We start from the raw sequence: 18,346 nt of genomic DNA on the forward strand, positions 1-18,346 counted from the left end.
ATTCACTGCTGATTAGCTACCGCTTTTTTGTTTATCAAGAAGCTGTTTCATCTCCTGCGGCCCCTGATAACCTGGAATCATCATGCCATTTTCCATCAGGATGGCAGGCGTGCCCTGAATGCCGAACAGGATGCCCAGCTGATAGTGCTTTTCAAGGTCGATTTTGCAGTCAATGGGGGAAACTTCGTCGCCTTTCATCGCCGCGTCGAACGCCTTATTGCGATCCGCCGCGCACCAGATGGACTTCATCTCCTTCGCCACTTGCCCGTTCATCCCCTCGCGCGGGAAGGCGAGATAGCGCACGGTAATGCCCAACGCGTTGTAGTCGGCCATCTCCTGATGCAGCTTACGGCAGTAGCCGCAGGTAATATCGGTGAACACGGTAATCACGTGCTGCTCTTTCGGCGCCTTATAAACGATCATCTCTTTGCTTAGCGCATCCACTTTTTTCTGCAGCTGCTGATTGGTGACGTTGACCGGGTGCGCGCCGCTGACATCGTACAGCGGCCCCTGAATAAAGTGCTTTCCGTCCTCGCTGACATAAAGCACGCCGCTTTCAGACAGCACGGTTTTCATACCGGCCAGCGGCGAAGGCTGGATTTCCGTCTGCTGCAGACCCAGCTTGCGTAAAGATTGCTGGATCGCGGCGTCGTCCGCCTGGACTACGCCAGCAACAGAAGCAGCCAGCAAGGCGACGATGGCAAAAGTTTTTTTCATCCTGTTCCCTTATTACTCCGCCGCCTCAGGCGCGCGGATGATGCTGTTGATGTAACTGACGCAGACGCTCGGTGGCGACATGCGTATAAATCTGCGTCGTGGAGAGATCGCTGTGCCCCAGCAGCATCTGTACGACACGTAAATCCGCGCCGTGGTTCAACAGATGCGTGGCGAAGGCGTGCCGCAGCACGTGCGGCGACAGCTTCTCGCTGTCGATGCCGGCCAGCGTGGCATAATGCTTGATGCGGTGCCAGAAAGTTTGTCGGGTCATCTGCTGCGCGCGATTGCTGGGAAACAGCACGTCAATGGCGCGGCCATTCAGCAGCCACGGGCGGCCATACTCCATATACTGTTCCAGCCAGTGTATCGCCTCTTCGCCCAGCGGCACCAGCCGCTCTTTGTTGCCTTTACCGATCACGCGGACTACGCCCTGGCGCAGGCTGACGTCGCTTATCGTCAATCCAACCAGTTCTGAAACGCGCAGCCCGGTGGCGTACAGCAGCTCCAGCATCGCTTTATCACGCAGCTCGATCGGCTGATCGACGCTGGGCGCCTGCAGCAGCCGCTCAACCTGAGCTTCCGACAGATCTTTCGGCAGACGCTGCGGCAGCCTGGGCGACGAGAGCAGCGCGCTGGGATCGTCATCGCGCAACTTTTCACGATAGAGATATTGAAACAGCCGCCGCGTCGCGCTTAACAGACGCGCCGAGCTGGTGGCTTTATAGCCGCCCTCGACGCGCTCGGCAAGAAAAGCCTGTAAATCGGCCGCGTCCGCCTGCAGCAGAGAGCGCTGATGATGCGCCAGCCAGCCACTCAGCGACAGCAGATCCTGGCGATAGGAGGTCAGGGTGTTTTGCGCCAGGTTACGCTCTATCCACAGCGCATCGAGAAACTGTTCAATAAGATCGTTATCCTGCATCTTTTCCCCTCGCGCAAAGCCGTGAATTTCACCGCATTATGCCTGAAAGCGGCGCCCTTCTGATACAATTGCGCCCCTCTGATGATCTCAATGAGTAGATGTTCCGTATGAAGATTGGCCTTTTTTACGGTTCCAGCACCTGTTACACCGAGATGGCCGCCGAGAAAATCCGTGATTTTATCGGCGAGGAGCTGGTCACGCTGCACAACCTAAAAGATGACTCACCGACGCTGATGGAGCAGTACGATATGCTGATTCTCGGCATTCCGACCTGGGATTTCGGCGAACTGCAAGAGGACTGGGAGGCGGTCTGGCAGGAGCTGACGACGCTGAAGCTGCGCGGCAAGGTGGTGGCGCTGTATGGCATGGGTGACCAGCTCGGCTACGGCGAGTGGTTTCTCGATGCGCTGGGCATGCTGCATGAGCTGCTCGCGCCGATGGGCGTTCAGTTTGTCGGCTACTGGCCGATTGAAGGCTATGAGTTCACCAGCCCGAAACCGCTTACCGCCGACGGGACGCAGTTTGTCGGCCTGGCGCTGGATGATGTGAATCAGTTCGAGGAGAGCGATGAGCGCATCGCCCAGTGGTGCGAGCAGATCCTGACGGAGACCGCCGCACTGCTGTAACGACCGTCGGCGGCGTTTAGCCTGCCTCCTGCCCTTTTAACAGGCGACGCAGCGCGCGCCAGTTCGCTTCCGGCATGCTGTCGCGCATCAACCACAGAGAAAGCCGTTTGCCCTGCGGCGTGCGCAGCGCAAAGAGGATGCCGAACGGCAGAATAAACGGCGGGCGCGCCACCTGATAATCCTGCTGCCGCCAGCGCCAGAGGCGGCTCTCTTCCGCCGTCAGGCGGCCGCTGAAGCGGCGCTGCAGCCGCAGACGGTGCCACAGCTCGCCGAAGATCAGCAACAGCAGCGCCCCCATCAACGGCGCCTGCATTGCCCGCCAGGGCACCAGCAGCAGCCCAACGACCAGCGGAGTGTAGAGCAGGCAGGTTATCTGCTGCGCCCGCGCCGATGGCAAGAGATCAGATTGCCACCGCGCCACGTTCCGGGCCACGCTGCTGGTTGCGCGTCTGGATCAGCTGCACCATGCGTTTCAGTTCGGCGTCAGCCGGCTCGCCGTGGTTCATCAGCCAGTTGAACAGATCCGGATCGTCACTTTTCAACAGGCGAATAAACAGCGCCTTGTCGTCGTCGCTCAGCGAATCATATTCATATTTAAAGAAGGGCATAATGGCGATATCCAGCTCCAGCATGCCGCGGCGGCAGGCCCAGTGAATACGGGATTTATCGTTGATATCCATGTGTTCCGTCATCGTTTGGCTCAAACATGGGGGCTAGTGTAGCGCTTTTTTTCCGGCCTGTTGAAAGCAAATTCTTTCCCTGCGCGCCGGCACGCAAAGTGACAATATCGGTTGCAGGGTTATCACGCGATTCGTGCGTCCCTTTCCGGAAACAGGTTGCAAAGCCCCACTGCTCTTTTAATATGAAGTCACTATTCCTTAATCACTGACTTTTCAGGATCTCCCTATGCCTGACTTTACATTTCCGCCGCGCCAGCCCGTTGCCTCCTCCCGACTGCCGCTGACGCTGATTTCGCTGGAGGAGTGGGCGCTGGTTTCCGTGCAGGGCGCGGATAGCACCGCTTACCTGCAAGGCCAGGTGACGCTGGATGTCGCCGCGCTGGCCGCCGACCAGCATCTTCCCTGCGCGCACTGCGATGCGAAAGGGAAAATGTGGAGTAACCTGCGCCTGTTCCATCGCGGCGAAGGCTACGCCTACCTGGTGCGCCGCAGCGTGCGCGATATGCAGATCAACGAACTGAAGAAATACGCCGTTTTTTCTAAAGTGACTATCGCCGCTGATGAACAGCCAGTTCTGCTGGGCGTGGCGGGCTTTCAGGCCCGGGCGGCGCTGATCAACCGTTTCGCCGCCTTGCCGGACGCGCAGACGCCGGTGGTACAGGATGGCGATTCGACGCTGCTCTGGTTCGGTACGCCCGCCGAGCGCTTCCTGCTGGTGACCACAGCGGAAAAAGCCGCCGAGCTGAAAGCGGCGTTGGCAGGCGAGGCGCAGCTTAACAGCAGCGCGCAGTGGCTGGCGCTGGAGATTGAAGCGGGCCTGCCGGTGCTGGATGAAAAAACCAGTGGCCAGCTGATTCCGCAGGCGACCAACCTGCAGGCGCTGGACGCGATCAGCTTTAAGAAAGGCTGCTATACCGGTCAGGAGATGGTGGCGCGCGCCAAGTTCCGCGGCGCCAACAAGCGGGCGCTTTACTGGCTGGCGGGCAAAGCGGGCCGCGTTCCGGAAGCGGGCGATGCGCTGGAGATGAAGATGGGCGAAAACTGGCGACGCACCGGCACCATTCTGGCCGCCGTGCAGCTGGAATCGGGCGATGTCTGGGTGCAGGCGGTACTGAATAACGATCTTGAGCCGGAAAGCGTGCTGCGCGTGCAGCACGATGAGGGCGGCGAACTGGCGATTCAGCCGCTGCCCTACTCGCTGGCGGACTAGCGGTTCAGATAAACAAAAAAGGCGGCCTGCTGGCCGCCTTTTTTATGGCTTCAGAATATAGAGGTAGATGGCTAAAAAGTGGCAGATACTGCCGCCGAGAACAAAGCCATGCCAGATGGCGTGGTTGTAAGGAATGCGTTTCGCCACATAAAAAATTACCCCTAACGAATAGATGATGCCGCCAGCCGCCAGCAGCCAGACGCCGCCTGGCGCCAGCTTCATCGCCAGCTGGTAAATCACAATCAGCGACAGCCAGCCCATCAGCAGGTACGTTACGACCGACAGCACCTTAAAACGGTGAATAAACACCAGCTTAAAAATAATCCCCAGCAGCGCCAGGCTCCAGATCACCACCATCAGGCCATGCGCCAGCGGCGACTTCAGCCCCACCAGCAAAAACGGCGTATAGGTACCGGCAATCAACAGATAGATGGCGCAGTGATCCAGTTTTTTCAGCCAGAATTTGGCACGCGGGTATGGGATCGCGTGGTACAGCGTCGAGGCGAGAAACAGCAGGATCATACTGCCGCCGTACAGGCTGTAGCTAACAATCGCCAGCGTGCCCGCGTTAGCATCGATAGCCTGGCTCAGCAGCAGCACCAGTCCAATGATGCCGAAGATGCAGCCCACGCCGTGGCTGATGCTGTTGGCAATCTCTTCCGCCAGCGAGTATCCCTCAGCTAATACGCTTTTATTCGCCATATTTATTCTCCTGAAATGCGTAATGCATTGTGCAAAAAAGGAAATCCTTATCGACGGGCCGCGCCGACTTTTTACGCATTCACAGACTAGCCGAGAACCTTTTCAGTGTACACCTGTAAGCTGAAATAATTTTATGTCCGCCTGTAACGCCGACGCGCATCGGCGAAAAAAACAAAATCTGGTAAGGTAGGCGCGGTAATGACTGACGCGGATACAGCATGTTTACTCACAGCATAATCTCAACGCTTAACGACACCGAGATGCAGGTTTATAACACCGTTATCAAAAGCGGTGACAAAGTGATGTATATGACCATTCGCGAGCTGGCCGACGCCGCCGGGGTCTCCACCACCTCGGTGCTGCGCTTCTGCCGCAAAATGCAGTGCGACGGTTATTCAGAATTTCGCATCCGCTTTAAATTATATCTGGAGCAGGAACAGCAGAGCCCGATTAATTACGGCGTCAATGAGATGGTGAGCTTTTTTAAAAGCATTAATAATGATGAGTTCGAGCATTTAATTAGCCAGGCGGTGGAACATATTCTGGCGGCACAGCGTATTATTTTCGTCGGCGCCGGCACCTCCGGCACCTTAGGGAAATATGGCGCGCGCTTTTTCTCTAACGTAGGAAAATTCAGTAATTATATCGACGACCCTTATTATCCCGTCAGCAGTGATATGTATAAGGACGCGGTGGCGATTATTCTTTCCATCTCTGGCGAAACCGAAGAGATCCTGCGCCTTGCCAGCCAGTTCAGCCTGCATCGCTGTAAGATCATCACTATTACCAACAGCGAAAGCAGCTCGCTGGCAAAGCTGGCGGATTTTAATATCTCCTGCCATATGCCGTTAATTCGTATGAACGGCGGCTTCGATATTACCACTCAGGTGCCGACGCTATATATTATCGAAAGTATCGGGCGTAAACTCGCCAGCCGCCTGGCAAAATAAAACAACCTGTTTTCTGCAGGTAACAAATTACATTTGTCACGTTTCGTTATAACGTGACATTCCCCTGCGCTTTGCTACACTCCGGACAACGTTTATCAGCGGCGCGTTATTATTTCACGCCTTTTTTGCGCAGCGCCCCCCTTATTTTCACGGCGCCCGCAGCGTGATAACTCGCGGCCCGATCGCTTTTTACTGCAACAGTAAGGATCTCTTTATGACCAGCCAGCATCAGTTACCGAAAGATTTTCTGTGGGGCGGCGCCGTTGCCGCGCATCAGGTTGAAGGCGGATGGGATCAGGGCGGCAAAGGCATCAGCATCTGCGACGTGCTTTCCGGCGGATCGCACGGCGTCGACCGCGTGATGACCGACGGTGTGCAGCCCGGCTATCACTATCCTAACCATGAGGCGGTCGATTTTTATCATCGCTATAAAGAAGATATCGCGCTATTCGCTGAAATGGGCTTTAAGTGTTTTCGTACCTCTATCGCCTGGACGCGCATTTTCCCCAACGGCGATGAGCTGGAGCCGAACGAAGCGGGCCTGCAGTTTTATGACGATCTGTTCGACGAGCTGCTGAAGCACGGTATCGAGCCGGTGATCACCCTCTCCCACTTTGAAATGCCGTGGCATCTGGTGAAGCAGTACGGCGGCTGGCTGAACCGTAAAGTGGTCGATTTCTTTGTGCGCTTTAGCGAAGTGGTGCTGCGCCGCTATCAGCATAAAGTGAAATACTGGATGACCTTTAACGAGATCAACAACCAGCGCACCTGGAACTATCCGCTGTTCGGCTACTGCTGCTCCGGCGTGGTATTTACCGACCATGAAAAGCCTGAGCAGACCATGTATCAGGTGATGCACCACCAGTTCGTCGCCAGCGCGAAAGTGGTGGCGCTGGGCCATCGTATTAACCCCGATTTCCAGATCGGCTGTATGATCGCCATGGTGCCGGTCTATCCGTTCTCCTGCCATCCGGACGACGTCATGTTCGCGCAGGAAGCGATGCACCGCCGCTACGTTTTCAGCGACGTGCAGATGCGCGGCTACTATCCCGCCTATGTGCTGCATGAGTGGGCACGCAAGGGCTACCACATCGAGATGGAAGCGGGCGATGAAGAGACGCTGCGCAACGGCTGCTGTGACTATGTCGGTTTCAGCTACTACATGAGCAATGCAGTGCAGGCCAACGCCGAGGGAACGGGCGATTCTATCACCGGCTTCGAAGGCAGCGTGCCGAACCCGCATGTGAAAGCATCGGACTGGGGCTGGCAGATCGACCCGGCGGGCCTGCGTTACTCTCTGAACGTGCTGTATGAGCGCTATCAGAAACCGCTGTTTATCGTGGAGAACGGCTTCGGCGCGATCGATAAGCCAAACGCCAACGGTTTTATCGAGGATGATTACCGTATCGATTATCTGCGCGCGCATGTCGAGCAGATGAAAAAAGCGGTGCTGGAGGATGGCGTTGACCTGATGGGCTATACGCCATGGGGCTGCATCGACTGCGTCTCGTTTACCACCGGCCAGTACAATAAACGCTATGGCTTTATCCATGTCGATAAGAACGATGATGGCAGCGGCACGATGGCGCGCTCAAAGAAAAAAAGCTTCGCCTGGTATCAGCAGGTTATCGCCAGCAACGGCGAACAGCTGTAAAGCGGCTAGCGCAGCACGCAGCACGCAGCACGCAGCACAGACTAGCTTAAAACAATAAAAGGCCGGACATTGTCCGGCCTTTTTTATCGGCTGTGCGAGGCTGCGTTACTGATAGTCGCTCATCGGTACGCAGGAACAGAACAGGTTGCGATCGCCAAACACATCATCCAGACGCTTCACCGTCGGCCAGTATTTATTGCCGCTGCCCGCCGGGAACACCGCCAGCTCGCGGCTGTAAGGATGCGGCCATTCGCCCACCAGCTCCTGCTGGGTGTGCGGTGCGTTGACCAGCGGATTGTCCTCCAGCGGCCAGTCGCCGTCCGCCACGCGATCGATCTCCATACGGATCGCCAGCATCGCGTCGATAAAGCGATCCAGCTCCGCTTTGCCTTCCGATTCGGTCGGCTCCACCATCAGCGTGCCCGCAACCGGGAACGACATGGTCGGCGCATGGAAACCGTAGTCAATCAACCGCTTGGCAATATCCAGCTCGCTGATGCCGGTCTGCTCTTTCAGCGGGCGAATATCGAGAATGCACTCGTGCGCCACGCGGCCATCACGGCCGGCATAGAGGATCGGATAGGCGGACTGCAGACGGCTGGCGATATAGTTCGCGTTCAGGATAGCGACGGCGCTGGCCTGCTTCAGCCCTTCCGCGCCCATCATGCGAATATACATCCAGCTGATCGGCAGAATCGAGGCGCTGCCGAACGGCGCGGCGGAAACCGCACCCTGCTGCGTCAACATGTCATCGATCTGCACCACACTGTGGCCCGGCACAAACGGCGCCAGATGCGCCTTGACGCCGATCGGCCCCATGCCCGGCCCGCCGCCGCCGTGTGGAATGCAGAAGGTTTTATGCAGGTTCAGGTGCGACACATCAGCACCGATATAGCCCGGCGTAGTGATGCCGACCTGCGCATTCATGTTGGCACCGTCGAGATAAACCTGGCCGCCATGCTGATGAACGATCTGACAGACTTCGCGGATCGTCTCTTCATACACGCCGTGGGTTGAAGGATAGGTAACCATGATGCAGGAGAGCGCGCTGCCCGCCTGCTCCGCCTTCTGGCGCAGATCGTGCAGATCGATATTGCCCTGCTTGTCGCAAGCCACCACCACCACCGACATGCCGGCCATCTGCGCCGACGCCGGGTTGGTGCCGTGTGCGGAGCTGGGGATCAGGCAGATATGGCGCTCGCCCTCGCCGCGGCTTTCATGATAGCGGCGGATCGCCAGCAGACCGGCGTATTCGCCCTGCGCGCCGGAGTTAGGCTGCATACAGAGCGCATCGTAGCCGGTAAGCTGCACCAGCCACTGCGACAGCTGGCCGATCATCTGCAGATAGCCTGCCGCCTGCTCCGCTGGACAGAACGGGTGCAGTTCGGCGAACTCCGGCCAGGTGATGGGGATCATCTCTGCGGCGGCGTTCAGCTTCATGGTGCAGGAGCCGAGCGGGATCATCGCCTGATTCAGCGCCAGATCTTTTTTCTCCAGGCTGTGCATGTAGCGCATCATTTCGGTTTCGCTGTGATAGCGATTAAACACCGGGTGCGTCAGCAGCGGCTGTTGACGCTGCAGCGCTGGCGGAATCGAGCCGCTGTCGCCGGCGACCGCCCGATCCAGCGCGTCGATCTCCAGGCCGTGATCGTCGCCCAGCAGAATGGCGAACAGCGCAGCGACATCTTCCCGCGTAGTCGTCTCATCCAGAGTGATGCCGACCGCGTGATGAATATCGGTGCGCAGGTTAACGCCGAAGCTGAGCGCGCGCGCCAGCACCGCCGCCTTGTCGTTTACCTCTACGGTAAGCGTATCGAACCAGTGCTGATGGCGCAGCGTCAGGCCACCCTGCTTCAGACCGGCAGCCAGAATATCAGTCAGGCGATGGATACGGCCGGCGATGCGTTTCAGCCCTTCCGGGCCGTGGAACACCGCGTAGAAGCCGGCGATATTGGCCAGCAGCACCTGCGACGTACAGATATTGGAGTTGGCCTTTTCGCGGCGAATATGCTGCTCGCGCGTCTGCATCGCCATGCGCAGCGCGGTGTTGCCCGCCGCATCACGCGAAACGCCGATAATGCGGCCCGGCATTGAACGTCTGAATTCATCGCGCGCGGCGAAGAAGGCGGCGTGCGGCCCGCCGTAGCCCATCGGCACACCGAAACGTTGGGCGGAGCCGAAGACGATATCCGCGCCCTGCCTGCCCGGCGCCTCCAGCAGCACCAGCGCCATAAAATCGGCCGCCACGCTAACGATCACCTGACGCGACTTAAGCCTGGCGATCAGGTCGCCGTAGTCATGCGCTTCACCGGTGGTGCCCACCTGCTGCAGCAGCACACCAAACACCCCTTCGTGATCGCACGCGCGCGCCGCATGATCGATAATCAGTTCAAAGCCGAAGGTCTCCGCGCGGGTTTTCACTACGTCCAGCGTCTGCGGATGAATATCCTCGGCGATAAAAAATTTGTTGGCGTTTTTCAGCTTGCTGACGCGTTTAGCCATCGCCATCGCTTCCGCCGCCGCCGTCGCTTCGTCCAGCAAAGAGGCCGAGGCGATATCCAGCCCGGTCAGGTCCAGCGTCAGCTGCTGGAAGTTCAACAGCGCCTCCAGACGGCCCTGCGACACCTCGGGCTGATAAGGGGTATAGGCGGTATACCAGCCCGGATTTTCCAGCAGGTTGCGCAGGATCACGGGCGGCGTCAGCACCGGCGTATAGCCCATGCCGATATAGGATTTGAAACGCTGGTTGCGGCTGGCGATCGCCTTCAGCTCCGCCAGCGCCTGATGCTCGGTCAGCGCATCGCCGATGGCGGGCGGCCCCGGCAGCTGGATGTCGGCCGGCACGATGCTGGTGATTAACGCATTGAGCGAGCCGGCGCCGATCGCCTGCAGCATGCTTTCCTGCTGCGCGGAAGAGGGGCCGATGTGGCGTTCGATAAAGGCGCCAGTATGTTCAAGCTGGCTGAGTGTCTGAGTCATGAATCGTCAATCCTGAGGGGCCGACGGCGGGCGGTAACGAACCGGCCGCGACGGCCTTGGAGAGAGGGCCCTGCGCGCCCGACAGAGGCGCAGAGCCCGCCTGAAGTTATTCGTCGATGGCGGCCTGGTAGCCTTCCGCGTCCAGCAGCTGATCCAGCTCGGCGTCATCGCTGGCCTTGAGGCGGAACAGCCAGCCTGCGCCGTAAGGATCGCTGTTCACCAGTTCCGGCGACGCTTCCAGATCGGCGTTCACCGCGACGACTTCGCCGCTCAGCGGCGCATAAATGTCGGAAGCGGCCTTCACCGATTCGGCGACGGCGCAGTCATCGCCGGCGGCGAAGCTGGCGCCCGTGTCCGGCAGATCGACGAATACCATATCGCCCAGCAACTCCTGCGCGTGTTCGGTAATGCCTACGGTGTAGGTGCCGTCCGCTTCCTTACGTACCCACTCATGACTTTCACGGTATTTTAATTCGTTTGGCACATTGCTCATCGCCGCATTCTCCTGAAATAGTTACTGAGCGACCGGCTTGCCGGCGCGGACAAAAATAGGTTTGGTGACGGTTACCGGCATTTCCCGGTTACGGATCTGTACGATGGCGCGTTCGCCGATGCCTGCCGGCACGCGCGCCAGCGCGATGCTGTAGCCCAGCGTAGGCGAGAAAGAGCCGCTGGTGATGACGCCCTGCTGCTGATTGCCCTGCGCATCGGTGAACATCACCGGCAGATCGTTACGCAGCACGCCTTTCTCGGTCATTATCAGGCCCACCAGCTTATCGGTGCCCCTTTCGCGCTGCAGCTCCAGCGCCTCGCGGCCGATAAATGCGCGATCGGTCGGCTCCCAGCAGAGGGTCCAGCCCATATTCGCCGCCAGCGGCGACACGCCTTCATCCATCTCCTGGCCGTAAAGATTCATGCCCGCTTCAAGGCGCAGCGTATCACGTGCGCCCAGCCCGGCAGGCTTCACGCCGGCCTCCACCAGCCGTTGCCACAGCCCGGCAGCCTGTGCATTCGGCAGCGCGATTTCATAGCCGCTTTCGCCGGTATAGCCGGTGGTGGCGATAAACCAGCCTTCCGACTCAACGCCGAAAAAAGGCTTCATGCCGTTGACCGCCTGGCGCTGCGCGTCGTTGAAGATCATTTGCGCTTTCTGCTGCGCCTGCGGCCCCTGTACGGCGATCAGCGCCAGATCGTCGCGCTCCTGCAGCGTGACGCCGAACGGCTGCGCATGCTCGCCGATCCACGCCAGATCTTTGTCGCGCGTGGCGGAGTTGACCACCAGGCGAAACCACTCTTCGCTCATAAAGTAAACAATCAGATCATCAATCACGCCACCCGAGGCGTTAAGCATCGCGCTGTAGAGCGCCTTGCCCGGCTGCGTCAGACGCGCAACGTCGTTGGCCAACAGGACGCGCAGAAATTCCCGGGTACGCTCGCCGCGCAGATCGACAATGGTCATATGGGAAACATCAAACATGCCGGCATCCTGACGTACCGCATGATGTTCATCAATCTGCGAGCCGTAGTGCAGCGGCATCATCCAGCCGTGGAAATCGACCATGCGGGCGCCGCAGGCCTGATGCTGTTCATATAAAGGGGTCTGCTTCATAACCTTCCTGTGCGTTAACGGGTTGAGTAGACGCTAAATGTGGCTAACACGTCCGACGCAAACGTTCTCTTTCCCCTGACGTTACCACTGAACGTCCGTTTTAACCATAAGCTAAACAGGGGCGAAACGGCGCCTGCAGTGCCAGACGCCTCGCTGATTGTGCAGAATTTTTCACTATAAAAATGCGTCGCAAGGCACAGAACGCGCAACAGATACGCAACAAAGCAGTTTAAAAACCAGACAGCAGCTCAATTTCGCGAAAAAGGCGTGGCTGCGAAAAGGCTTATGCATGAGAAAAAGTAATGCGAAGCAGCGGGTGAAATTAGAATAATTCAAATGAGCGCGCAAAAAGCGTGCAGGCGCCTCAGCCTGGTGCAGCGGGCGTTAAAAGGAGGAAAACAGCGTGCCACGCCGGTTATCACGCCGGCATCGCCTGGGGAGGAAAAATGGTGAGCGAGACGGCGCCCGAACGCCGCGCCCTAAAAAAGGGCCTTGCGGCCCTTATGAAGAAAGGTCTGTCAACGCAGCCAGTCCGGCAGGTCGTGCAGACCCATCGCCTGTTTCAGCAGGCGGGGCTTTACGCCCGGCAGATTATCCGCCAGCCGCAGGCCGACGTCACGCAGCAGCTTTTTCGCCGGATTGTTGCCGGCGAACAGTTCACGGAAGCCCTGCATACTCGCCAGCATCACGGCGGCGCTGTGCTTACGGTTACGCTCATAGCGGCGCAGATAGAGATGCTGACCGATATCTTTACCCTGCTGATGCAGGCGGCGGATCTCGCCTGTCAGCTCGGCGGCGTCCATAAAGCCCAGGTTGACGCCCTGTCCCGCCAGCGGATGAATGGTATGTGCAGCGTCGCCAACCAGCGCCAGCCGGTGCGCGGCGAACTGGCGGGCGTAGCGCGCCATCAGCGGGAAGGTCTGCCGTTCGCTTTCCACCTGGCACAGCCCCAGACGCATATCAAAGGCGACCGACAGCTGCTGATTAAACAGCCCGGCGGGCATATCGCGCAGCCGTGTCGCCTCCTGCGGCGACAGTGACCAGACGATAGAGCAGAGGTGCGGATCGCTGAGCGGCAGAAACGCCAGGATGCCATCGCCGTGAAACGCCTGACGCGCTACCGCCTGATGCGGCTGCGCGGTGCGAATATTGGCCACCAGCGCATGATGGTCGTAATCCCAGAAGGTCAGCGGGATATCGGCCTTGTTGCGCAGCCAGGAGTGAGCGCCGTCGGCGCCGATCAGCAGCCGGGCGCTCATCATGTTGCCGTCTTCCAGGGTGATAAAGGCTTCGTTATCGCCGAAAGCGACCTGCTGCAGCTGCGCCGGTGCCAGCAGCGTAATATCGCTCAGCTGCTGCGCGCGCTGCCAGAGCGCCTGATGGATCGCCTGGTTTTCAACGATATAGCCGAGATGGCTAACGCCCTGCGGCTGATCGAATTCAATGCGGCCGAAGCTATCGCGATCCCATACTTCCATGCCGTGATAGCTGCTGGCGCGCAGCGCCAGAATCGCTGACCAGACGTCCAGATGTTGCAGCAGGCGCTCGCTGGCCGCGTTAATGGCGGAGACGCGCAGCCCGTGCGGTTCGCCGGGGTTAAACGCCTCCGGCGCCGCTTTTTCCAGCACCGCGATACGCAGACCGCAGCCCTGTAAGCCGCAGGCAACCGCCAGTCCAACCATACCGCCGCCGGCGATCACCACATCATAAGTTTGCATTGAAATCCTCTTTTCAGCGCGTTACCCAGCCCAGCGTCCGCTCCGCCAGGCGGTTGCGCAGCCAGGGTAAATTATCCATTGTCATCAGGCCGAGATTGCGTCCGACGACCAGCGGCAGATAGCGGTTGGCGAACAGCCGCACCAGCCCATCGGTGATGCCAATCGTGGCGTCACGATCGATTGCGCGCCGTTGGCCGTAGCGCTGCAGCACGGCGAAACTGCCGGCGTCCTGCTGTTCGCGGCAGGCGGCCGCCAGGGTTTCCGCCAGCGACATCACGTCGCGCATGCCGAGGTTAAAGCCCTGTCCGGCAATCGGATGCAACGTCTGCGCCGCGTTGCCCACCAGCGCCAGCCGGTGCGCGACCGTCTGGCTGGCGGTTTGCAGCGCCAGCGGATAGCTGTGCCGTTGCCCTACATGGGTAAAGCGGCCCAGCCGCCAGCCGAACGCCTGCTGCAGCTCCGCTAAAAAGTCCGCGTCGCGCCAGCTTTCAATACGCGCTTTCGCTTCCGGCGGATGACACCAGACCAGCGAGCTACGGCCGTTCGACATTGGCAGCAGCGCCAGCGGCCCGTGCGGCGTAAAGCGTTCGAACGCCCGGCCCTGATGCGCGATCTGCGTGCTGACGTTGGCGATGACCGCGATCTGCTGGTAATCCTCGCTGCGCCATTCGATACCGCAGGCGGCGGCGACCTGCGAACGCGAACCGTCCGCCGCCACCAGCAGCTGGCCATCCAGCGTTTCGCCGCTGGCCAGCGTGACGCTAACGCCATCCTGCCGCCGCGCTACCTGGCTGACCGTTTCCGGACAGCGCAGCGTAACGCCCGGCGCTTTGCGTAACAGCTGATAGAGCCGGTGGCCCACCTCATGCAGCTCAACTACGTTGCCAAGCGCCGCGAGGCCATAGTCGGCGGCGTCAATATTTACAAAGCCGGCATGTCCGCGATCGCTGACATGTACGTGCGTGATTGGCGTGGCACACTCCGCCAGCGCCGCCCAGAGGTTGATCCCCGCCAGCTGCTGACAGGTGCCTTCCGCCAGCGCGATCGCCCGCCCATCATAGCCCGGGTGCGCGCGGTCGCCCGGCGCGATCGCCTCAATCACCGTTACCGGCAGTTTGCCCTGAGTAAGATGAGAAATCGCCAGCGCCAGAGTTGCGCCCGTCATGCCGCCGCCGGCAACGATCACGCTCATGCCTGTCGCGCTGCCGCCATCAGCGCTTCGATAGCGTCGGCATCTTTCACCACGCTATCGGTAAGATTTTCATTGCCCTGTTCCGTAATCAGGATGTCATCCTCAATGCGCACGCCGATGCCGCGATACTCCGCCGGCACGTCGGCGTCCGGCGCGATATAAAGCCCCGGCTCGACGGTCAGCACCATGCCCGGCTCCAGAATGCGGCCGCGATCCGGCGTACCGTAGTTGCCGACGTCATGCACATCCAGCCCCAGCCAGTGGCTGAGCCCATGCATAAAAAATTGCCGGTGCGCATTTTCCGCGATCAGTTGCTCGATATCGCCCTGCATTACGCCGAGATCAACCAGGCCGGAGACCATAATGCGCACCACCTCTTCGTTCACCTCACGGATGCTGACGCCGGGACGAAACAGCGCAAGCGCTTTATAAAGCGAGGCCAGCACGATGTTGTAAATCGCCCGCTGCGGCGCGCTGAATTTGCCATTAACCGGAAAGGTGCGGGTAATATCGCCGGCGTAGCCGTGAAATTCACAGCCTGCATCGATCAGCACCAGATCGCCGTCGCGCAGTTCGCTCTCATTTTCGGTGTAGTGCAGGATGCAGGCGTTATCGCCGCCGCCGACAATAGTGTTGTAGGAGGGATGCCGCGCGCCGTGGCGGGTGAATTCGTAGTGGATTTCGCCGGCCAGTTGATATTCAAACAGGCCGGGCCGACAGGTTTGCATCGCCCGCGTATGGGCCATCGCACTGATTTTACCGGCGCGGCGCAAGATATCCTGCTCTGCGGCATCTTTGAACAGCCGCATTTCATGTACCCAGGGACGCCAGTCGGTGAGCGTATCGGGCGCTTTCAGGTTCTGGCGGAAGCCGCGACGCAGTTTATCCAGCGCAGCAAACAGAATGCGATCGGCGAAATCATATTCGCCCTGCGCATGGTAAACCACATCGAGACCGTTTAGCAGCTGATGTAGCTGTTCGTCCAGCGCATCCCACGGCAGCGCGCGATCGACGCCCAGTTTCTCCGGCGCCGCCTCCTGTCCGAGGCGACGGCCGAACCAGATTTCCGCCTGTTTATCGCGGACGCGATTGAATAATACGCTGTGGTTATGCGTTTCATCGCTTTTCACCAGTATCAGCAGCGCTTCAGGCTCGTTAAAGCCGGTAAAGTACCAAAAATCGCTGTTCTGGCGGAAAGGGTATTCGCTATCCGCGCTGCGCGTCACCTCCGGCGCGGCGAAAATCAGCGCCGCGCTGCCTGGCACCATAGTTGCCAGCAGCCTCTGGCGGCGCTGCAAAAACGTATCCAGCGTAATCATCCGTATCTTCTCCCTGAGTGAGGCCGTCGCGCGGCGATAACAAAACGATCAGTGTAGCGTCGGCTTTTTCATTTCCGGCGCGGTGGGCATCTCCGGCGGGTTAAATGTTTCGTGGCACAGCAAGGCGGCCACGCGCACATATTCGATCACCTCTTCCAGCGACTGCGCCAGCTCTTCACGATCGTCTTCTTCTTCATCATAGCCAAGCTGAGCAATGGTGCGCAGATCGTCGATGGCTTCGCCAGCCTCGCCCTTGACTTTGTCGAGCTTAGGCTGCGTCACGCCCAGCCCCAGCAGGAAATGGTTAACCCAGCCCGCTAACGCGTCGGCGCGCTCGAACACGCTGCTCTCCTCTTCTTCAGGCAACATCAGCTGAAACAGGAAACCTTCCTCTTCCAGCGTGTCCTGAATATGCCCGTGCAGCGCCTGTAGCGGCTGCGTCAGCGACTGGGAGAACGCCAGCCCTTCGTTGGTCAGATCGTGAACCAGCGTTTTCCAGCTGTGATCCTTGTTGCCACCGCAGACAATGCCGCTGATCAGGCCATGCATTTCAGCCGGTGTCATTCCCACGCCCTGTTGGTTAAGAGCGGACGCCAGCGCCTGATAGCCCGGCTGTGTGTTATCTGTAGACATACGCATTCATCATCGTTGGCGGATTAAGTTCGTGTTATGCTACCACCAGGTGCCTTGAGGTTTCCAGAAAGGGCTTGTTTCTTCATACAAGGGTAGATATAGTGGCGCCCCTTCTGAGCCGGAGCAGGTTCAGAGCGATGCGGGCGCAGTAATCAGTCAGGAAGGTGGCATGTCTGCACAACCGGTAGATATTCAGATTTTTGGACGTTCCTTACGCGTGAATTGTCCGCCTGAACAGCAAGATGCGCTGAATGCGGCTGCGGAAGATCTTAATCAGCGGTTGCAAGATCTGAAAGTTCGCACTAGAGTCACAAATACAGAGCAGCTGGTGTTCATCGCGGCGTTGAACATTTGCCATGAGCTGGCGCAGGAAAAGGTGAAAACCCGAGACTACGCTGCTAATATGGAACAACGCATTCGCATGCTGCAGCAGACCATTGAACAGGCATTGCTTGAGCAAGGTCGCATAACTGAACGCCAGGGTGCGAAGTTCGAATAATACTTTGCGGCCAGCTGTGATACAGTGGCGGTGAGGTCAAATTTCTCTGAGATGTTTGCAAGTGGGCCAGTCCCCTGAGCCGATATTTCAAAAAAACAGAATGTGGCGCTCCGTAACCTGTGAGCATGCCCGGTCCGTCCGGGAAGCCTAATGGTTGCGACGGCATGTTCACCTTGAACCAAGGGTTCAAGGGTTACAGCCTACGGCGGCATCTCGGAGATTCCCTTCTTTATCCCTTTGTTGTTGCTTTCCCCGGCGCGCCGTCGACGGGTTGAAAGTTTTTGCCTCTGCTGTGTATAGTCGCATGACATGCGCAGCAGCAGGAAAAGCCAATGTCCCCCTCTCAGCTCGATCGCCAGGTTATCCGTACTCACGTGCGTCATTTACGACGTGGGCTGAGCGCTGAACAGCAAACGCTGGCGGCGGACAGCGTCGCCGAACATGCGCTGAACGTGGCGCCGGTGGCCCAGGCGCAGCATATCGCCCTGTTTCTCTCGGTTGACGGCGAACTGAATACCCGCCCGCTTATCGCCCGGCTCTGGCAGCAGCATAAGCAGGTTTATCTGCCTGTACTGCACCCCTTCTCACCCGGCAACCTGCTGTTTATTCGCTATACGCCGGAAACCGTGCTGACGCCGAACCGCCTGCGCATTCCGGAGCCACCGCTGGATATACAGCAGCTGATTCCGCTCAACCAACTGGATGTGATGTTCGTTCCGCTGGTGGCTTTCGATCGCCAGGGGCAGCGGCTTGGCATGGGCGGCGGCTTTTACGATCGCACCCTGCAGAACTGGCGCCAACATCGGTTTTTACCGATAGGCCTGGCGCATGACTGCCAGCAGGTTGAAAAGCTACCGTGCGCCGACTGGGATGTCCCGTTGCCGGCCATTTTGACGCCTGCGCGCTTTTGGCAGTGGTAAAAACAAAACGCCGCCCTGC

General features: G+C 58.9%; 18 protein-coding genes and 1 other RNA gene. 7 read left to right on the forward strand and 12 right to left on the reverse strand.

Features of this window, described 5'->3' with window-relative positions; genetic code table 11:
- Positions 1-12: 12 nt before the first annotated feature.
- Together dsbC and xerD are read right to left on the reverse strand one after the other, a co-directional pair.
- Positions 13-717, reverse strand: a complete 705-nt coding sequence (gene dsbC, locus C2E15_RS17185) for a bifunctional protein-disulfide isomerase/oxidoreductase DsbC (RefSeq protein ID WP_104958445.1) — start codon at positions 715-717, stop codon at positions 13-15.
- Between the two features lie 25 nt (positions 718-742).
- The gene (xerD, locus tag C2E15_RS17190) at positions 743-1,636 is read right to left on the reverse strand and encodes a site-specific tyrosine recombinase XerD (RefSeq protein WP_104958446.1); all 894 of its coding nucleotides are present in this window, start codon (positions 1,634-1,636) and stop codon (positions 743-745) included.
- Between the two features lie 107 nt (positions 1,637-1,743).
- On the opposite strand from xerD, the gene fldB reads away from it, so the two are divergent.
- Complete coding sequence (fldB, locus tag C2E15_RS17195) at positions 1,744-2,262, forward strand: flavodoxin FldB (protein ID WP_104959226.1); 519 nt, start codon at positions 1,744-1,746, stop codon at positions 2,260-2,262.
- Positions 2,263-2,278: 16 nt separating this feature from the next.
- On the opposite strand, the gene C2E15_RS17200 is transcribed toward fldB, so the two are convergent.
- Together C2E15_RS17200 and sdhE are read right to left on the reverse strand one after the other, a co-directional pair.
- Positions 2,279-2,659, reverse strand: coding sequence for a protein YgfX (locus tag C2E15_RS17200; protein ID WP_167391893.1), 381 nt, complete (start codon positions 2,657-2,659; stop codon positions 2,279-2,281).
- Between the two features lie 4 nt (positions 2,660-2,663).
- Positions 2,664-2,942, reverse strand: a complete 279-nt coding sequence (gene sdhE / locus C2E15_RS17205; RefSeq protein ID WP_085070265.1) for an FAD assembly factor SdhE — start codon at positions 2,940-2,942, stop codon at positions 2,664-2,666.
- 226 nt (positions 2,943-3,168) lie between these two features.
- Between sdhE and ygfZ the strand changes: the two genes are divergently transcribed.
- Positions 3,169-4,152 carry a tRNA-modifying protein YgfZ gene (gene ygfZ, locus C2E15_RS17210; protein ID WP_104958448.1) on the forward strand — a complete coding sequence of 328 codons (984 nt, stop codon included), beginning with the start codon at positions 3,169-3,171 and terminating at the stop codon, positions 4,150-4,152.
- 42 nt (positions 4,153-4,194) lie between these two features.
- Here ygfZ and trhA read toward each other — a convergent pair whose 3' ends face one another.
- Positions 4,195-4,854 carry a PAQR family membrane homeostasis protein TrhA gene (trhA, locus tag C2E15_RS17215; RefSeq protein WP_104958449.1) on the reverse strand — a complete coding sequence of 220 codons (660 nt, stop codon included), beginning with the start codon at positions 4,852-4,854 and terminating at the stop codon, positions 4,195-4,197.
- Positions 4,855-5,072: 218 nt separating this feature from the next.
- Here trhA and C2E15_RS17220 point away from each other — a divergent pair, with 218 nt between their 5' ends.
- Entirely contained in the window at positions 5,073-5,804 is a 732-nt protein-coding gene (locus C2E15_RS17220; RefSeq protein WP_104958450.1) for a MurR/RpiR family transcriptional regulator, read from the forward strand.
- Between the two features lie 214 nt (positions 5,805-6,018).
- Positions 6,019-7,458 carry a 6-phospho-beta-glucosidase gene (locus tag C2E15_RS17225; protein WP_104958451.1) on the forward strand — a complete coding sequence of 480 codons (1,440 nt, stop codon included), beginning with the start codon at positions 6,019-6,021 and terminating at the stop codon, positions 7,456-7,458.
- Between the two features lie 105 nt (positions 7,459-7,563).
- On the opposite strand, the gene gcvP is transcribed toward C2E15_RS17225, so the two are convergent.
- From gcvP to C2E15_RS17260, 7 genes are all read right to left on the reverse strand, one after another.
- A complete protein-coding gene (gene gcvP / locus C2E15_RS17230) occupies positions 7,564-10,437 on the reverse strand; it encodes an aminomethyl-transferring glycine dehydrogenase (protein WP_104958452.1) in 2,874 nt (957 codons plus the stop codon).
- A 106-nt stretch (positions 10,438-10,543) separates the two neighbouring features.
- The gene (gcvH, locus tag C2E15_RS17235) at positions 10,544-10,930 is read right to left on the reverse strand and encodes a glycine cleavage system protein GcvH (protein WP_104958453.1); all 387 of its coding nucleotides are present in this window, start codon (positions 10,928-10,930) and stop codon (positions 10,544-10,546) included.
- A gap of 21 nt (positions 10,931-10,951) precedes the next feature.
- The gene (gene gcvT / locus C2E15_RS17240) at positions 10,952-12,046 is read right to left on the reverse strand and encodes a glycine cleavage system aminomethyltransferase GcvT (protein WP_104958454.1); all 1,095 of its coding nucleotides are present in this window, start codon (positions 12,044-12,046) and stop codon (positions 10,952-10,954) included.
- A gap of 518 nt (positions 12,047-12,564) precedes the next feature.
- Positions 12,565-13,764 (reverse strand): FAD-dependent 2-octaprenylphenol hydroxylase, encoded by a 1,200-nt coding sequence (gene ubiI / locus C2E15_RS17245; protein WP_104958455.1) that lies wholly within the window; start codon positions 13,762-13,764, stop codon positions 12,565-12,567.
- Positions 13,765-13,777: 13 nt separating this feature from the next.
- Positions 13,778-14,956 carry a 2-octaprenyl-6-methoxyphenyl hydroxylase gene (gene ubiH / locus C2E15_RS17250; protein ID WP_104958456.1) on the reverse strand — a complete coding sequence of 393 codons (1,179 nt, stop codon included), beginning with the start codon at positions 14,954-14,956 and terminating at the stop codon, positions 13,778-13,780.
- On the reverse strand, positions 14,953-16,275 hold the full coding sequence (gene pepP, locus C2E15_RS17255; protein ID WP_104958457.1) for a Xaa-Pro aminopeptidase: 1,323 nt from the start codon (positions 16,273-16,275) through the stop codon (positions 14,953-14,955). Before pepP ends, ubiH begins: the two co-directional genes overlap by 4 nt.
- A 48-nt stretch (positions 16,276-16,323) precedes the next feature.
- Positions 16,324-16,908: a YecA/YgfB family protein gene (locus C2E15_RS17260; RefSeq protein WP_128861315.1), complete on the reverse strand. Its 585-nt coding sequence runs from the start codon at positions 16,906-16,908 to the stop codon at positions 16,324-16,326.
- Positions 16,909-17,077: 169 nt separating this feature from the next.
- On the opposite strand from C2E15_RS17260, the gene zapA reads away from it, so the two are divergent.
- The 3 genes from zapA to C2E15_RS17275 all read left to right on the forward strand — a co-directional run bounded on the left by zapA (position 17,078) and on the right by C2E15_RS17275 (position 18,327).
- Positions 17,078-17,407 carry a cell division protein ZapA gene (zapA, locus tag C2E15_RS17265; RefSeq protein WP_038624303.1) on the forward strand — a complete coding sequence of 110 codons (330 nt, stop codon included), beginning with the start codon at positions 17,078-17,080 and terminating at the stop codon, positions 17,405-17,407.
- Positions 17,408-17,447: 40 nt separating this feature from the next.
- Positions 17,448-17,631: non-coding RNA, 6S RNA (gene ssrS / locus C2E15_RS17270), on the forward strand.
- A gap of 108 nt (positions 17,632-17,739) precedes the next feature.
- Complete coding sequence (locus C2E15_RS17275) at positions 17,740-18,327, forward strand: 5-formyltetrahydrofolate cyclo-ligase (RefSeq protein WP_104958459.1); 588 nt, start codon at positions 17,740-17,742, stop codon at positions 18,325-18,327.
- Positions 18,328-18,346 lie beyond the last annotated feature (19 nt).

It is taken from the genome of Mixta gaviniae (assembly GCF_002953195.1).
In the GTDB taxonomy this organism is placed as follows: domain Bacteria; phylum Pseudomonadota; class Gammaproteobacteria; order Enterobacterales; family Enterobacteriaceae; genus Mixta; species Mixta gaviniae.

Bases quoted from the DNA above. Each gene is read 5' to 3' on its own strand.
- gcvP (WP_104958452.1), bottom strand. From the start codon at position 10,437: ATGACTCAGACACTCAGCCAGCTTGAACATACTGGCGCCTTTATCGAA.
- sdhE (WP_085070265.1), bottom strand. From the start codon at position 2,942: ATGGATATCAACGATAAATCCCGTATTCACTGGGCCTGCCGCCGCGGC.
- zapA (WP_038624303.1), top strand. From the start codon at position 17,078: ATGTCTGCACAACCGGTAGATATTCAGATTTTTGGACGTTCCTTACGC.
- ubiH (WP_104958456.1), bottom strand. From the start codon at position 14,956: ATGAGCGTGATCGTTGCCGGCGGCGGCATGACGGGCGCAACTCTGGCG.
- gcvH (WP_104958453.1), bottom strand. From the start codon at position 10,930: ATGAGCAATGTGCCAAACGAATTAAAATACCGTGAAAGTCATGAGTGG.
- ubiI (WP_104958455.1), bottom strand. From the start codon at position 13,764: ATGCAAACTTATGATGTGGTGATCGCCGGCGGCGGTATGGTTGGACTG.
- ygfZ (WP_104958448.1), top strand. From the start codon at position 3,169: ATGCCTGACTTTACATTTCCGCCGCGCCAGCCCGTTGCCTCCTCCCGA.
- dsbC (WP_104958445.1), bottom strand. From the start codon at position 717: ATGAAAAAAACTTTTGCCATCGTCGCCTTGCTGGCTGCTTCTGTTGCT.
- C2E15_RS17225 (WP_104958451.1), top strand. From the start codon at position 6,019: ATGACCAGCCAGCATCAGTTACCGAAAGATTTTCTGTGGGGCGGCGCC.
- xerD (WP_104958446.1), bottom strand. From the start codon at position 1,636: ATGCAGGATAACGATCTTATTGAACAGTTTCTCGATGCGCTGTGGATA.
- fldB (WP_104959226.1), top strand. From the start codon at position 1,744: ATGAAGATTGGCCTTTTTTACGGTTCCAGCACCTGTTACACCGAGATG.
- pepP (WP_104958457.1), bottom strand. From the start codon at position 16,275: ATGATTACGCTGGATACGTTTTTGCAGCGCCGCCAGAGGCTGCTGGCA.
- trhA (WP_104958449.1), bottom strand. From the start codon at position 4,854: ATGGCGAATAAAAGCGTATTAGCTGAGGGATACTCGCTGGCGGAAGAG.
- C2E15_RS17275 (WP_104958459.1), top strand. From the start codon at position 17,740: ATGTCCCCCTCTCAGCTCGATCGCCAGGTTATCCGTACTCACGTGCGT.
- C2E15_RS17260 (WP_128861315.1), bottom strand. From the start codon at position 16,908: ATGTCTACAGATAACACACAGCCGGGCTATCAGGCGCTGGCGTCCGCT.
- gcvT (WP_104958454.1), bottom strand. From the start codon at position 12,046: ATGAAGCAGACCCCTTTATATGAACAGCATCAGGCCTGCGGCGCCCGC.
- C2E15_RS17220 (WP_104958450.1), top strand. From the start codon at position 5,073: ATGTTTACTCACAGCATAATCTCAACGCTTAACGACACCGAGATGCAG.